General features: G+C 46.3%; 21 protein-coding genes and 1 riboswitch (1 of these 22 only partly in view). Of the genes, 17 read left to right on the forward strand and 4 right to left on the reverse strand.

What is annotated here, in order from left to right; all coding sequences use genetic code 11:
• Positions 1–345 carry the 5' portion of an aldo/keto reductase gene (locus tag HP567_RS25535; RefSeq protein WP_173610231.1) on the reverse strand. The gene continues 498 nt to the left of window position 1, outside the view, so only the first 345 of its 843 coding nucleotides appear in the window; it begins with the start codon at positions 343–345; its stop codon lies off the left edge, out of view.
• A 174-nt stretch (positions 346–519) separates the two neighbouring features.
• On the opposite strand from HP567_RS25535, the gene HP567_RS25540 reads away from it, so the two are divergent.
• Both HP567_RS25540 and HP567_RS25545 read left to right on the forward strand, forming a co-directional pair.
• On the forward strand, positions 520–879 hold the full coding sequence (locus HP567_RS25540) for a winged helix-turn-helix transcriptional regulator (protein ID WP_173610230.1): 360 nt from the start codon (positions 520–522) through the stop codon (positions 877–879).
• 75 nt (positions 880–954) lie between these two features.
• Positions 955–1,899, forward strand: coding sequence for an aldo/keto reductase (locus tag HP567_RS25545; protein WP_173610258.1), 945 nt, complete (start codon positions 955–957; stop codon positions 1,897–1,899).
• A 13-nt stretch (positions 1,900–1,912) separates the two neighbouring features.
• On the opposite strand, the gene HP567_RS25550 is transcribed toward HP567_RS25545, so the two are convergent.
• Positions 1,913–2,719 carry a serine hydrolase gene (locus tag HP567_RS25550; protein WP_173610229.1) on the reverse strand — a complete coding sequence of 269 codons (807 nt, stop codon included), beginning with the start codon at positions 2,717–2,719 and terminating at the stop codon, positions 1,913–1,915.
• Between the two features lie 166 nt (positions 2,720–2,885).
• Between HP567_RS25550 and HP567_RS25555 the strand changes: the two genes are divergently transcribed.
• Entirely contained in the window at positions 2,886–3,998 is a 1,113-nt protein-coding gene (locus HP567_RS25555) for a GerAB/ArcD/ProY family transporter (protein ID WP_173610228.1), read from the forward strand.
• 20 nt (positions 3,999–4,018) lie between these two features.
• On the opposite strand, the gene HP567_RS25560 is transcribed toward HP567_RS25555, so the two are convergent.
• Entirely contained in the window at positions 4,019–4,699 is a 681-nt protein-coding gene (locus tag HP567_RS25560) for a copper homeostasis protein CutC (protein WP_173610227.1), read from the reverse strand.
• Between the two features lie 18 nt (positions 4,700–4,717).
• Entirely contained in the window at positions 4,718–5,725 is a 1,008-nt protein-coding gene (locus HP567_RS25565; RefSeq protein WP_173610226.1) for an asparaginase, read from the reverse strand.
• A 172-nt stretch (positions 5,726–5,897) separates the two neighbouring features.
• Positions 5,898–5,941: riboswitch (PreQ1 riboswitch) on the forward strand.
• Between the two features lie 95 nt (positions 5,942–6,036).
• On the opposite strand from HP567_RS25565, the gene queC reads away from it, so the two are divergent.
• The 14 genes from queC (at position 6,037) to HP567_RS25635 (ending at position 14,142) form a co-directional block, all read left to right on the forward strand.
• Entirely contained in the window at positions 6,037–6,705 is a 669-nt protein-coding gene (gene queC / locus HP567_RS25570) for a 7-cyano-7-deazaguanine synthase QueC (protein WP_173610257.1), read from the forward strand.
• On the forward strand, positions 6,705–7,193 hold the full coding sequence (gene queD / locus HP567_RS25575) for a 6-carboxytetrahydropterin synthase QueD (RefSeq protein ID WP_007729718.1): 489 nt from the start codon (positions 6,705–6,707) through the stop codon (positions 7,191–7,193). Before queC ends, queD begins: the two co-directional genes overlap by 1 nt.
• Positions 7,190–7,909 carry a 7-carboxy-7-deazaguanine synthase QueE gene (gene queE / locus HP567_RS25580; protein WP_173610225.1) on the forward strand — a complete coding sequence of 240 codons (720 nt, stop codon included), beginning with the start codon at positions 7,190–7,192 and terminating at the stop codon, positions 7,907–7,909. The genes queD and queE overlap by 4 nt, the downstream gene beginning before the upstream one ends.
• 41 nt (positions 7,910–7,950) lie before the next feature.
• The gene (queF, locus tag HP567_RS25585) at positions 7,951–8,448 is read left to right on the forward strand and encodes a preQ(1) synthase (RefSeq protein WP_007729714.1); all 498 of its coding nucleotides are present in this window, start codon (positions 7,951–7,953) and stop codon (positions 8,446–8,448) included.
• A 274-nt stretch (positions 8,449–8,722) separates the two neighbouring features.
• Entirely contained in the window at positions 8,723–9,547 is an 825-nt protein-coding gene (locus tag HP567_RS25590) for a hypothetical protein (protein WP_173610224.1), read from the forward strand.
• Between the two features lie 122 nt (positions 9,548–9,669).
• Entirely contained in the window at positions 9,670–9,873 is a 204-nt protein-coding gene (locus HP567_RS25595) for a hypothetical protein (RefSeq protein ID WP_173610223.1), read from the forward strand.
• A gap of 131 nt (positions 9,874–10,004) precedes the next feature.
• Positions 10,005–10,370 (forward strand): HsmA family protein, encoded by a 366-nt coding sequence (locus HP567_RS25600; RefSeq protein WP_106785620.1) that lies wholly within the window; start codon positions 10,005–10,007, stop codon positions 10,368–10,370.
• Between the two features lie 224 nt (positions 10,371–10,594).
• On the forward strand, positions 10,595–11,272 hold the full coding sequence (locus tag HP567_RS25605; protein ID WP_173610222.1) for a hypothetical protein: 678 nt from the start codon (positions 10,595–10,597) through the stop codon (positions 11,270–11,272).
• Between the two features lie 139 nt (positions 11,273–11,411).
• On the forward strand, positions 11,412–11,768 hold the full coding sequence (locus HP567_RS25610) for a group I truncated hemoglobin (protein ID WP_173610221.1): 357 nt from the start codon (positions 11,412–11,414) through the stop codon (positions 11,766–11,768).
• Between the two features lie 179 nt (positions 11,769–11,947).
• Positions 11,948–12,127, forward strand: coding sequence for a hypothetical protein (locus HP567_RS25615; RefSeq protein WP_173610220.1), 180 nt, complete (start codon positions 11,948–11,950; stop codon positions 12,125–12,127).
• 26 nt (positions 12,128–12,153) lie between these two features.
• Positions 12,154–12,624 carry a GNAT family N-acetyltransferase gene (locus HP567_RS25620; RefSeq protein WP_173610256.1) on the forward strand — a complete coding sequence of 157 codons (471 nt, stop codon included), beginning with the start codon at positions 12,154–12,156 and terminating at the stop codon, positions 12,622–12,624.
• Between the two features lie 99 nt (positions 12,625–12,723).
• Complete coding sequence (locus HP567_RS25625; RefSeq protein WP_173610219.1) at positions 12,724–13,011, forward strand: hypothetical protein; 288 nt, start codon at positions 12,724–12,726, stop codon at positions 13,009–13,011.
• Positions 13,012–13,113: 102 nt separating this feature from the next.
• A complete protein-coding gene (gene lepB, locus HP567_RS25630) occupies positions 13,114–13,677 on the forward strand; it encodes a signal peptidase I (RefSeq protein WP_173610218.1) in 564 nt (187 codons plus the stop codon).
• 126 nt (positions 13,678–13,803) lie between these two features.
• Entirely contained in the window at positions 13,804–14,142 is a 339-nt protein-coding gene (locus HP567_RS25635; RefSeq protein WP_106785624.1) for a YmaF family protein, read from the forward strand.
• Positions 14,143–14,172 lie beyond the last annotated feature (30 nt).

Genomic DNA, 14,172 nt, shown 5'->3' on the forward strand with positions numbered 1-14,172 from the left:
AATGAGGTACAAGTCCAAGTATTCCAGTCCGAGTTTTTTCAGGCTTGTCTCATATGCTTGCAACGTGGATTCATACCCCAAATCCGCATTCCATACTTTCGAGGTAACAAAAAGATCTTCTCGAGTGATGCCCGCTTCCTGCAAACCTGCACGGATTCCACGGCCAACACCTTCTTCATTATTATAAATAGCAGCTGTATCGATACTGCGGTAGCCATGCTTGATTGCTGTTTTTACCGCTTGCTCGAGCTCCTGGCCTTCCTCTACTTTAAAAACACCTAGACCCAACCAAGGCATTTTAACTCCGTTGTACAGTGTAGTCGTATCTTGCAAATTTTTAGGCATAACTTGTCTCCTCCATTCTTGGACTCTATGTTAGTATGACTGTTTCCAGTCACCTAATGTGCTTCATGTCGTTTGACAAGTGTTATTATGAGATAGACTAACGAAAAGGAAAAGTACGCACTTTTTTGTGTGATAGGCACTAATAAGTACCTATCATTCAGGGGGAAATCAACAATGAAGAAGAAGTATAACATTTCAGTGGAAGCTACACTTGAGGTCATCGGCGGTAAATGGAAATGCGTTATTTTGTGTCACCTGACTCACGGAAAAAAACGTACAAGTGAATTGAAACGACTAATGCCAGGCATTACGCAGAAGATGCTGACGCAGCAACTTAGAGAGCTTGAAGAGGATGGCATCATCAACCGGATCATTTACAATCAAGTTCCGCCAAAAGTGGAATATGAGCTCAGCGAGTACGGCTGGACCTTGAAAAGTATTCTCGATTCGCTCTGCTTATGGGGCGAAAAGCATATCATTAAGGAATACGGAGACAAGTATGCTGTATTGGAAGAAAGTATCTTAAATCGATAATCGAACGGGAGTAGGTGGAGTGCCTTGGGAGCAATCGAAACGCCTGTCTTGCGAAAATTGGGAAGCTCAGACCTGATGCTTTCTCCTCTCGGCCTCGGCTGCTGGCAGTTCAGCAATGGACACGGAATGGTGGGGAAGTTTTGGCCTGTCATTGGACCTGACGATGTTTTAAAAATTGTGCAGACGAGTTTGCATGGGGGCATTAACTGGTTTGATACGGCAGAAGTATACGGCAAAGGTCAATCAGAACAGATGCTGGCAAAAGCCTTAAACGACGCCGGCCCACTAGCCGATTTCGCTCATATTGCGACGAAATGGTGGCCTGTACTGCGCACCGCCAAAAGCATCGGGAACACAATCGACGAGCGCATTCGTTTGCTCGACAACCGTACCATCCATTTGCATCAAGTCCACCAGCCCTACTCCTTGTCCTCGGTTGCAAGCGAAATGAATGAAATGGCCAAGCTCGTCAAGCAAGGCAAGATTCAGAACGTGGGCGTCAGTAATTTTTCCGCCAAAAGCATACGAGAAGCCGATCGCGTATTGCGCGAGCATGGTCTGCGTCTCATCTCCAATCAAGTGAAATACAGCCTGCTGGACAGACGAATCGAACAAAACGGGATTCTGGATACAGCAAAAGAGTTAGGTATTGCAATTATCGCGTATTCTCCGCTTGAGCAAGGGATTCTAAGCGGCAAGTTTCATAAAAATCCTGCCCTTGTCCAGTCCATTACAGGACCCCGAAAATGGACAGCCCCCTTTCGTTCCACCGGACTCAAAAAATCCCAGCCGCTTATCACGGTCTTGGAGGAGCTTGCACGCAAATACGATGCATCCGCTACACAAATTGCTTTGAACTGGTTGATCCACGCTCATGACGAAACGGTCTTTGCGATTCCAGGCGCGTCCAAAGTCCATCATGCAAAGGAAAATGTCAAAGCCATGCGATTTTCTTTGACCTCGTCAGAATTGCAAGAGATCGATGAGGTTTCCAAACAAGTTCTGTCCTTCAACAAGTAAAAAAGCTGCCGATCTAATCGACAGCCAAAATGGTGTAGTCATACACAGCTCTTCCCAGTAATCCCAGTGTGTTCAGAGCGGATTGAGCGGTTACATCTTTGGATAAGGCCGTAATGGAAAAGCAGCGATTGTTCGTATACAGCAAGCCTACATCATGCTGTCTTCCGGTATCCCAGCCCGATTTACACGGCATTTCCCATGCAGGATAATTGGATTCTTCCTCATTTGGCAATTGGGACGGCAGACCATTACGGACTTGCTGCTTTTTCATAATGGCAATCATCTCTTTGCAGGCACGCTGAGACAGATAACTACCCGTTGCCAAATGACCTAGCATACTCGCAACATCCCCAGCGGTTATCTTATTGTTTTCTGTGATATCAAGTGGATAAATCATAAGTTTTCGTGAATAGCAGCTTTGGCGCATGCCCAAATCAATCATGGTCTGATCAATCTGCGCTTTTCCTACTAAATTAATCAGCATGTTTGTCGCCGTATTGTCGCTCTGAATAATCATGAGGGTCACCAAGTCGCGAATCGAAAGCTTCAAGCCTGGAGATAGCGCGTACAACACCCCTGATCCCCCCACCAGATCCTCTTGGCGTAAAACAAGCTGATCATCCAATTGAAAATGCCCCTGCTCACTTGCTGCGTAAACGGCAGCCATGATCGGCACTTTAATGACACTCTCCGCAATAAACAGCTCGTCCGGTGCATATTCAAAACGGATTCCTTTAGCTGAACCCTGTTCCTCCACAACGACGCCCCAAGTACCCTCCGCTTGTCTGATAATGGCCGACAACCTTTTTTCCAGCTCCACAGTTTTTCTTCCCTTCTCCCGTTGCTCGTAGTTTCTTGACGCTTCCTTATTATCATACTATTGCGAAAACAACTCAAACAAGAGACGGTACTAGCTTACGGTTCGTTTATCCATCCTGAACTTGGAAATAATACGTAAGATAAACCTACGGACAAGGTGAGTCATCATGCAGAACTCCGATAAGATTGGCAGCCGTCAATTTGTCATTCTCGTCACATTCATCACCATAGGCGACTCCATCTTGATCTTGCCTTCCGTCCCTGCGACTGAAGCGAGTCACGATGGATGGCTATCAGGATTAATCGGCATGGTGCTGGGGCTGGCCATCGTATACTTGTTTTGTGTAGTCGGTCGCATCTACCCCGAACAAACGCTAATTGAAAAGAACAAGCTCATATTTGGACGGTGGATCGGCGCGTTCTTTTCTCTCTTCTTTTTGGGAGCTATATTAATAAACGGCGCTGTCTATATACGGACGATCGGAGAATTCATGACCACACACATAATGAAAGCAACACCCATCCACGCTGTCATGTTTTTACTCGTTGCCTGCGCCATATACGCCGTTCGATTAGGTCTTGAAGCTTTTGCGCGTACCAGCGAAATCTTTTTCCTCTGGTTTGTCCTTACGTTCGTTACATTTTTTCTTTTGTTAAGCCCTCAGTTTCAATTCGAGAATCTTTTCCCCTTCTTGGAAAATGGCTTTAAGCCCGTTATAAGAGGTGTATTATCCGTGACCGCTTTTCCCTTCTCGGAGCTGGTTATTATCCTCATGATTACTCCACTCCTGGATGCAAAGCAAAAGCTCACGTCTGCTTTTTTGCGAGGAGCTATATACGGTGGAGTTTGTCTGCTTGCCGTCATCTTCTTATCACTATTGGTACTCGGCCCGGAATTGGTTTCTCGTGAGACTTTTCCGAGCTACTCCCTCGCCAAACGAGTCCAAGTAGGAGAGTTCTTTCAAAGGCAGGAAGCGATGATGGCTCTCATGTGGTTTGTCTCCATTTATTTCAAAGTCGTACTGTATATGTATGGTTTCTGTGTAGGTATAAAGCAGCTTCTCCATTTAAAGGAGCATCAGCCGCTCACCTTGCCCATATGCATCTTATTTGTCGCCATCGCGATTATCGTCGTTCCAAACGAAGCTTTTTTATACGAAACGTATACGTACTGGCCGTTCTTTGATTTAACAATAGGGTTCTTGTATCCGCTGATTCTCCTCGTCGGTTACTGGATACGAAAGCAAATGAACAACAAGCCGACTCCCCTCCAGAAGTAAGGTGTCGGCTTGTTTTATGCTTACAGTAGTTGTTTGATGGCTGCCACCCGCTCTGCATCGACGTATCGGAGAGCCTGTCCTTCTTCTCGTACTGCCGATCCAAAATGAACCTCTTTGACACCCGTACGTTTCACGAGGTCTCCCACGTTAGCCAGCGACAATCCGCTTCCTGCCAAAATCGTGAGCTGTGTGTTCTCTGTCAGCTTGACGAGCTGCTCGATGCAATCAGCTCCCTCAACAGCCGTTTTTTTGCCCCCAGAAGTAAGAATGGTACGGACCTGGGGATATTCCATGAGAATACGCGCTGCTTCCATTTGATCCACCGCATCATCAAACGCACGATGGAACGTCACATTCAACGCACCTGACTCTCCAAGCAACAGCTCCAACCCCCGCTGATCGAGCTTATTTTCTGGAGTCAGCATGCCGAATACGACACCTGTAGCGCCAAGTTCACGGATGATACGTACATCCTGTCGCATGACCGCAAGTTCTTCTGCTGTATAGCAAAACGATTGGCTATGCGGTCGTACCATGACGTTTACCGGGATAGAAACCGCCTTGACCACTGCCTCAATCAATCCCCAGCTCGGAGTAATACCTCCCTCCAAGATTCCCGAGATGAGCTCCAATCTGTCAGCCCCGCCTTGCTCTGCACGCTTTGCATCCTCAACTGAAGTCGCAATCACTTCCACTAGCATGATTCTTCGCCTCCGTTTTTAGCATTTGTTCAAAACAAAAACTGGTCGTTTCTCCCCAACCACCAACTGATTGTCGTTTTTAATGGCTTTTGGAGCCAGCGCATGCAGTCGGTCGATGGTTTCCAGATTTTCATACTGAATCTGCTCCAAGATCGATGCGATAATAAGCGGCCATACTAATTCAGAGCCATTCAGTACCTTAAGCGAGAAGCTGAGTCTCTCTTTTTTCAAAGCAAAGCCGTATACGCCCATCGCTCCGCCTTTGGCGATTATATTTTCATCCATTAAAAGCGCTGTACAGACGAAGTTGTGACTGGCTATGATCTCGGGACTGCTAGTCATCCAGCCCGTGACTCTCTCTACTGCCTCACGCGTCTCGTGATCCTCGATCAGATCCGGGCACGCCAGCTTTAGATATGCGATCGCCAGGTTCTTGAGCGGCAGCGCAAAAACCGGGAAGCCACAGCCGTCGACGCTTAGCTGAACCTGCTCTTTTGAATAGTCAGCCAGGTCGGCAAACACCTTCAATGCCTCCTGTTGCGCTGGATGCTCTGCCTTGAAGTAATCATGAGTGGAATATCCTTGATCCTTCGACAATGCCAAGTACCCCAAATGCTTTCCCGCACAGTTATGAAAGAGCCTACGCTTTTCTATGCCTTGGGACAAGCAAGCAGACTTCGGCTCCTCGTTGAGCGGATATGTCGGGCAAGTTAGCAATTCGTCTTCCTGAATGCCGGTCTTTCGTAAAATCGACTCCAAGCCTTCCATATGATAGACTTCACCACGATGTGAGGCCGCAAAGAGTGCTGCTTCGCTGTTATTCAGTCCGAATTTTTCATCAATTTTACGTTTGGCGATGGGAATGGCTTGAAAGGGCTTAGCTGCTGAGCGCAATAAGGTGATATGATTCACGTCGCCCGCCCGATAAGCCACCTCTCCTTTTTCATTCACGCCACACACGATGCCGTTATGTACGTTCTCCAGAATGCCACCGCGATATTCTTCCACTAATGGGACGTCTCTCATCAAAATTACCCGCTCCACTCCATGTTGATCGATTATGAAAAAAACACTAGCAGTAGCACCCTCCATCCGTCAATCTTTTTCCAAGCGATAATCCCCCACTTCGGCGCTGATTGTTGTATAATGTCTCAAGGCGCCCACTTGGGCTGCACAAATAAGAAATCCGTGCATCTGCACGGGAGAGGTTCGCGAACTCCCTCTATAAAAAACTAAGCCGGATAACAGTACCTTTCTTTGGTATTGTTATTGTTTTTTTGCAGGAAAGTTCAAGAACTCTCTTTCTTCGATACTTCAAAAGGAGATGGAGAGCAATGATGAAAAAGGAAAAAGCCGTTGTCGTCTTTAGCGGAGGTCAGGACAGCACTACCTGCCTGTTTTGGGCGAAAGAGCAATTCGGCGAAGTAGAAACCCTCACGTTTGACTACGGGCAGCGACACAAGCTGGAGATCGAGTGCGCCCAGCAAATTGCCGCAGAACTCGGCGTCAAAAACTCCGTATTGGACATGAGCCTGTTAAACCAGCTCGCGCCCAATGCACTCACCCGCACAGATATTGACATTACCCAGGAAGAAGGCCAATTGCCATCCACGTTCGTTGACGGACGCAACTTGTTGTTCCTTTCCTTTGCGGGCGTTTTCGCCAAGCAACGAGGAGCACGTCACTTGATTACCGGTGTATGCGAAACGGATTTTAGCGGTTATCCCGACTGCCGTGACGCCTTTATCAAATCACTCAATGTGACATTGAATTTGTCGATGGACTATCCGTTTGTGATTCATACGCCGCTGATGTGGCTGAACAAAGCACAAACGTGGAAACTGGCGGACGATCTGGGTGCCTTCTCTTATATTCGCGAAAATACCCTCACCTGCTATAACGGCATCAAAGGAGACGGCTGCGGCGAATGCCCTGCCTGCCACCTGCGAAAAGCCGGACTAGACACGTATCTTTCCGAGAAAAATCAACCTGGAGAACAAGCCTGATGAGCGCGAACTTTGATTTTCGTATCGTCGATCGCATGCAGGCACTGGGTACCCATATTCAAAAATCACAGCTTCGCTACCATAATAAACGCGTTTTGGTAAGCAAGGAATTTACTTTTGACGCTGCACATCATCTGCACGCCTATGAAGGAAAGTGTAAAAATCTCCACGGCCATACGTACACGGTCGTCTTCGGCATTAGCGGTTTTCCGGATGAGATTGGACTCGTGATCGACTTCGGTGACATCAAGCAAATCTGGAAAGAGCACATCGAAATCTATTTGGATCACCGCTATCTGAATGAAATGCTCCCACCGATGAATACCACTGCCGAAAACATGGTCGTGTGGATTTTTGAAGAGATGGAAAAGCAATTGCAGTCAGATGCCTACCGCGACCGCTACAATGGCGCTCGTGTGGAGTTCGTTCGCCTGTTTGAGACACCGACCAGCTATGCTGAGGCAAGACGGGAGTGGATGACGGAATGATCCCGGTCTTGGAAATATTCGGCCCTACGATTCAGGGCGAAGGAATGGTTATCGGACAAAAAACGATGTTTGTGCGAACAGCTGGCTGTGACTATCGTTGCAACTGGTGCGACTCCGCTTTTACATGGGATGGATCTGCCCGTGATGAAATCAGGCAAATGACGCCCGAGGCGATCTGGGAGGAGCTCACTCGCTTAGGCGGGGACCGTTTTTCTCATGTCACGATCTCCGGGGGAAATCCTGCGCTTTTGGCTGGCATTGGCGACTTAATTGCCCTGTTGAAGGAGCATGGCATTCGCACAGCAGTCGAAACACAAGGCAGCAAGTGGCAAGCATGGCTTCCACAGATTGACGACATTACAATTTCACCGAAGCCGCCAAGTTCCGGGATGGAAACAGATTTTCAAGCGCTTGATCGAATTGTACACGAGCTTTTGGAACAAAAACATCCAGGACTTAGCCTGAAAGTGGTTGTTTTCGACGACGCCGACTTTGCCTATGCACGCACTATTCATCAGCGTTTTCCAGAGGTTCCTTTCTACTTACAGCCAGGAAACAGTGATCTGTCTGACGCTGATACACCTCGGCTTCGGGATAAGCTTTTGGAGAGCTTTGAATGGCTGATCGATCAAGCGATGGCGACACCTGACATGAATGACGCGAAGGTTCTGCCCCAACTACATGCGCTTGTCTGGGGCAATAAACGAGGCGTTTAAACGATATTTTACTCTCATGGAAGAAAAGAGGATGTACTCATATGGCACATCAACAAGAACGCGATTTATCCTCCCTCACTCTTTTGGGGAATCAAGGCACAACATACAACTACTCCTATGACCCGAGCGTATTGGAGTCTTTTGACAACAAGCATCCGTACCGCGATTATTTCGTAAAGTTCAACTGCCCGGAATTCACCAGCCTGTGCCCGATTACCGGACAACCAGACTTTGCGACAATCTATATCAGCTACATTCCTGACATCAAAATGGTAGAGAGCAAATCGCTCAAGCTGTACCTTTTCAGCTTCCGCAATCACGGTGATTTTCACGAGGATTGCGTCAACGTCATCATGAACGACTTGATCAAGCTGATGGACCCGCGCTACATTGAGGTATGGGGCAAGTTCACTCCACGCGGCGGCATCTCGATCGATCCGTATTGCAACTACGGGAAACCGGGGACGAAGTACGAGGAGATGGCGAGCCATCGGATGATGAATCATGATATGTATCCGGAGAAAGTCGACAATCGGTAGAGCGAATAGACTATGAAAAAGGAAAAGCCCTTATTTATTAAGGGTTTTTCTTATTTTTTCTTCGGATTCAAAGTAGTTACTTCCTCAACCAATTCGTAAAAAAGACTTGCTTTTAACCAAACAGGTGTTGTGTAAAAGAATGGTCCCTCCGCGGTATTTTCAAATCCGCAAATATAATGTCGGTCTGACTCGGTATCGTGTTCCTCCTTTATGGTAACGATACATTTTAGCTGATTGATAATAGGAGGAGATTCATACGACTGAGAAACATCGCATGTCCGTTAATGGCCTGCCTCCGAATGCGCATATTTCATTTCGTGAAAATGTGACGCAAACCGAACTACGTCAGGCCGCTGAGCGCTCTATTGCCACACTCATCGCAAGCTTCGAAAAGAAAATTGAACAAACCCTTGCCACTGATACATCGAAGTCGAAAGTACAGACAAGTGTCTATGCACAAGGTGATCGATCTAACCTACAGTCTATAGACCTGAACATTCCTGATACTGCCCACATTCGGACGCTGGCTATTGTCCCCCCTTTTGATTTCACATGGAGCTGGTTTCTCCCAGATGGAAGTCCTCCCACTTTCCAGAACCTCAATAACGAAACAGGTGAAGTCGGTTTAATCGCCAGATCAGGAGCTGTATCAGGAGAAGGTGGAATGGGTGCCCCAGGCTTCATAGCGGCACATGCGGGTTTTGGCATAATGCTCTCCACAGATCGCGAAGTGACCGCAACTGGATACGCCTCTCGACGTTTTGTGCCCAAGTGGCACCTGTCTAGCATTGAATCTGCGGATAGTGTTATGGTTGAGGCAGGCACAGAGCTGACCGTACTGAAGGACGGGCAACTGGTCAACAGTGCGAGTGGGAAGCTGTTCAGCGAAAGTGTACATGGAAACGGTGGCGGTCGTTACGAATCATCCGGTTACGTTGATGTGACCAATCCACCAAGCCTCAGCTTCGCAATGTCTCCCGGGCACCAGTACACCTTTAACGTTGGCATTTGGGTATTCTCGAATAAATCGGGTAGCCAACACGCTTTTGCGGAATCATGGTTAAGTGGAGCAGTGCTCTCGATGAGCGTCGTACGATGAGTACACCAGAACCCTTATTGTAAATAAGGGTTTTTTCCTTTTCCAATTGGAAATCAAAGTCTTGATCGTTGGTGTGATTCTACTCCTTCTGCTACGTTTTAGTGCGGAAGGAGGTGATTACCATGACCAAGCATCTGTATTTCTATGCAAGTTTCGAAGATGCGGCACGACTCAATCGGGAGTTGATTCAGCTCGGCTACAGGAATTACTATCTGGAGCCACATGAACATCTGGTTGCTTTTGTTTTTGAACCAGTGACCGACGTGAGTCATGCGATCTTGAGACACTTGTTTCATGCAGATGGTCCATCGCACCTAGACAACTAGCTTTGCAGTACTGGTGCTCCTCATGTGAGGGGCATCGGTACCTCCATCTACACGGTCGTTCATCTTATGTTCATGTTCAACGATTACACTTACAAGCGTAGTCAAAAGAAATGAACAGGAGATGATCTTACTTGTTAGCAGCAGCCGTGATTTTTATAAATCTTGCTCTCATTGCCTATACGATTGGGGTATGGAGCGAAAAACGTTCAGGAGAGCTAAAGAGGAAACACCTTATCTTTTTTGGTCTTGGCTTGGCATTTGATACTATCGGAACTACGTTTATGAAATTACTTGCTGACAACTCCAGTTTAAATTTGCATGGCATTACTGGGCTGATCGCTCTGATCTTGATGTTTCTCCATACAGTGTGGGCCTGTGTCGTCCTATGGAAAAAGAATGGACATCAAATCAAACAGTTCCATAAATTTAGCTTGATCGTATGGATTTTATGGCTTGTACCTTATTCCATTGGCGTCGCTTTAAGCTTTATGAAATAGGATCCCACCTTCCCTCAACCCTCTCAACTGATGAGAGGGTCATTTGCTTTTCTCGCGGCTGTTCAACCTATCGTCAACTTTGACTACCATTCGACAATATCTCCTAAAGTAATCAGAACAATAATCGTATAAAATGTAATAAATTAGTATTTTTAGAAATATACAACTTTCGACTGACTCGATGATCGTTTCCAAACAACTTTTATCATGAAAGGTTGATGCTCATGTTTAAAAAAACACTTATTATCCTGTCATTAAGTTCAGTCGTCGTAGTACCCTCTCTAGCCACACAAGTCCAAGCGGCAGCGCTCCCTACACAGGAAAAGGCAACCACCTACGCTTCCAATAAAAAAATCAGAAATGCCATGTCTGGTGAAGAAATCTGGGTATCACTTACCTCACCTATTCCAGCCGGATGGGTTATCGTTAGAACTTTAGGAACGCAGAACCTGATCAGGAATGTGAACGGTGCTTCTTATGGCACGGAGGTAGAGGTGCTGCTCGCTTCGCCTATCCCAATCGGATGGGTCATGGTTCGAGCCTTTAGAGGATCGAATGTAATCAAAAATATGAACGGTGCTTCTTATGGTACGGAGATAGAGGTGATGCTCGCCTCCCCTATTCCTGAAGGATGGGTCATGGTTCGAGCCTTTGGAGGATCGAATGTAATCAGGAATGTGAACGGTGCTTCGTACGGCACGGAGGTAGAAGTGATGCTCGCTTCGCCTATCCCAAAAGGATGGATCATGGTTCGAACCTATGGAGGATCGAATGTGATCAGAAATGTCAATGGGGCTCCTTACGGAACACAGATTGAGGTACTGCAAGCCTCGCCTGTTCCTGAAGGATGGATCATTGTCAGTTCAGGTGGAAATTCGAAAGTGATCAGGAAAGTTGGCTAAAACAAAGCCCACATAGCATGCATCTAGTCCGCAGGCTGACGTCGAAACGCAATCGGCATCAGCTTGCGGGCTTTTCTTTAATAGGTTTCCAACAATGGAGGAATATATAAGAGAAGAAAACGTCCTAAGGAGGCCAATAATGAGCACGTTTTACGAGAAATATGGTGGGGAAGATACGGTCGCGAAAGTAGTGGACTACTTTTATGATTTAGTTTTAGCTGATGACACCGTGAACCACTTTTTCAAAAACACCGATATGGAAAAACAACGTAAACACCAAACAAAGTTTATCAGCTATGCCCTTGGTGGTCCGAATCAATATTCTGGCCAGTCCATGGCAAAGGCTCACGAAGGAATGAATCTGCAACCCGTTCATTTTGATGCTATCGTTGGGCATCTGCGTGAGGCCTTGACTCACTTTGGTGTAAGCGAAGAAGATATTGCCGATGCTCTCGGCAAAGTAGGATCACTACGGGATGATATTTTGTATAAATAACCGCGTATCAAAGCGCCTGATGCAATGGTTCAGGGACCCCCTTCCGTTCCCGGATCAGTTTCTCTCAGTGGCCCTCGTTTTCGAGTGGCCATTTTTAGTTTGTTCATACACATTTTGTAAAACTCTTAGCAACTCTATATAATAGGAGCAATATTTCAACAATGGAGGCAGATTCGCAAATGGAAGATCAATATTTTGTTGGTTGGGGTACATTGGCCCTCATCAACGCTGGACTAGCTCAAGGAAAAAACCGTAGCGGTCTTAACTGGTTTTTTCTCTCTTTATTTATTGGCCCTATCGCAACGTTAATCATTGTAGTCTGGGAAAAACTGCCTGAGCAGAAAGACTTGTCTCAGTGAGGCATATTGATAAGGAGGCAATCATGTTGCAAATTCGAAATGTGCAAGAGCAAGACTACCTCAAAGTTATTACGGTCCTCAACGATTGGTGGGGTGGGCGACAAATGTCTGATATGTTACCCAAGCTGTTTTTTATCCATTTCCAGTCAACGAGCTTTATTGTTGAAGAGAATGGAGAAGTCATCGCTTTCCTCATCGGCTTCTTGTCCCAGACGTTGCCCGGCGAAGCTTACATTCACTTCGTTGGTGTGCATCCCGACAAGCGAAAAGATGGATGGGGGCGCGAATTATACCACCATTTCTTTCAAACCGTAAAACAAAAAGGATGCGATACGATTCGATGTATTACTTCTCCTGTTAATAAAGGCTCAATCTCCTTCCACACGAAGCTAGGTTTTGCCGTTGAAAAAGGGGATAAAATGGTGGATGGAATCCATGTGACTTCTAATTATGATGGAAAAGGAAACGACCGGGTTATTTTTGTAAAACAGATTTAAACTTACAGCCGTCTACTATTGGCTGATATTTGAGATTTTGAAACGTTTCGTCCCTTTACACGTAATTACAGTTAAAATATCCCAAAAGTAGGTAGTTACATGCTCAGAGCACTTGGTTTTGGCGTTGCTTTGCAGATTCTCTGTATGATCATAGCGATAACGACTGGGAACATCGATCAAGCTGGCAATTATGCTGAGTATCTTGCGTTTGGTCTCCTTACACTGGCTGGATTAATGGTCTATAACGCCCTTAGCAGTCCCTCAGCCTATTACAAAGAACATGAAGTGCAAGATTATAAAAGCAGATGGAAATGGACCTTTTATTTCCTGCTCGCCTCTGTTCCCAGTGGCATTTTTGCTGTCATCTTTTTCAGCTTTTTTGCTTAATTCCTTTTGTTTCACAAGCTTCTCTCTTCAATTACGTAACCAAAAAGCACCGTTTCACGTACTAACCAATAGCCACACCAAAGTAATCTTTCACGTGGAAGGATGCGGTCTGATTTGAAAAGCGCAAAAGAAATATGGGGCTGGACCAAAACATTGGGTATCTCCCTTTCACTCGCGATGCTAGTTAACATATTTGTCCTCCAACCTTTTAAAGTGAATGGACAATCGATGGAGCCTACACTGCAAAACGACGAACGCATCTACGTGTCGAAATTGTCCCACACATTCTCTTATCTCCCTGAGTACAACGACATTGTCGTGATCGACAGTCGTGTAAACCGAGATCGTACGTTAAAAGATGACGTTCTTGAAAATCCTCTGCTCATGCTCGCCATGGGGAAAAGCGAAGCCAAAACATTCTGGGTAAAAAGGGTCATCGGCAAACCTGGTGATACTTTGGAGTTTAAGAACGAGAGCCTATATCGGAATGGACAGCCGTTAAACGAGCCGTACATAAAAGAAAAAATGGTCGATGTACCTGATGCCAAAATCGTCATACCAGAAAACCATGTGTTTGTGATGGGAGATAATCGTAACAATAGCGATGATAGTAGAGTCATTGGCGTGATCCCACTCGATCATATCATGGGAAAAAAACTGTTCTAATCAGACGAGAGCCTTTTTCAATGAGGAAGGCTCTCGTTCTTTTTCAACGCATAGACGAATGTCCGTTTCGAAACGCCTGACAAACGCATTTACTAGTAATAAATGCATACAAAGGGGCGTTTCCTGATGAGCTCTCGGCACTCTCATTCATTACGCTTTATTCGATTTGCCGATCGGCCCGGGCATTTTCACGGGTATGACACACTGACAAGCATTTCGGATCGTCATCGTCACCGAATACGTGGCAGGACATCGCCTCCAGAAGGAATGAGAGATCGGCACGTCCATTACTACGAAGGTACCACCACGTTTGATGATGGACATGTGCATCACTACAGGGGATGGACGAGTCCGCCTATTCCGTTGCCAGACGGAAGTCATTACCACGAGTTTTCAGGGCAAACCACTTATGATGACGGGCACACTCATTATTACCGGGGTGTAACCAGTGAGGCCCTATCTTAAGCGAAAAAGGCTGTCCTTCTCCGGAACAGC

This window comes from Brevibacillus sp. M2.1A, assembly GCF_013284355.2.
Classification (GTDB): Bacteria; Bacillota; Bacilli; order Brevibacillales; family Brevibacillaceae; genus Brevibacillus.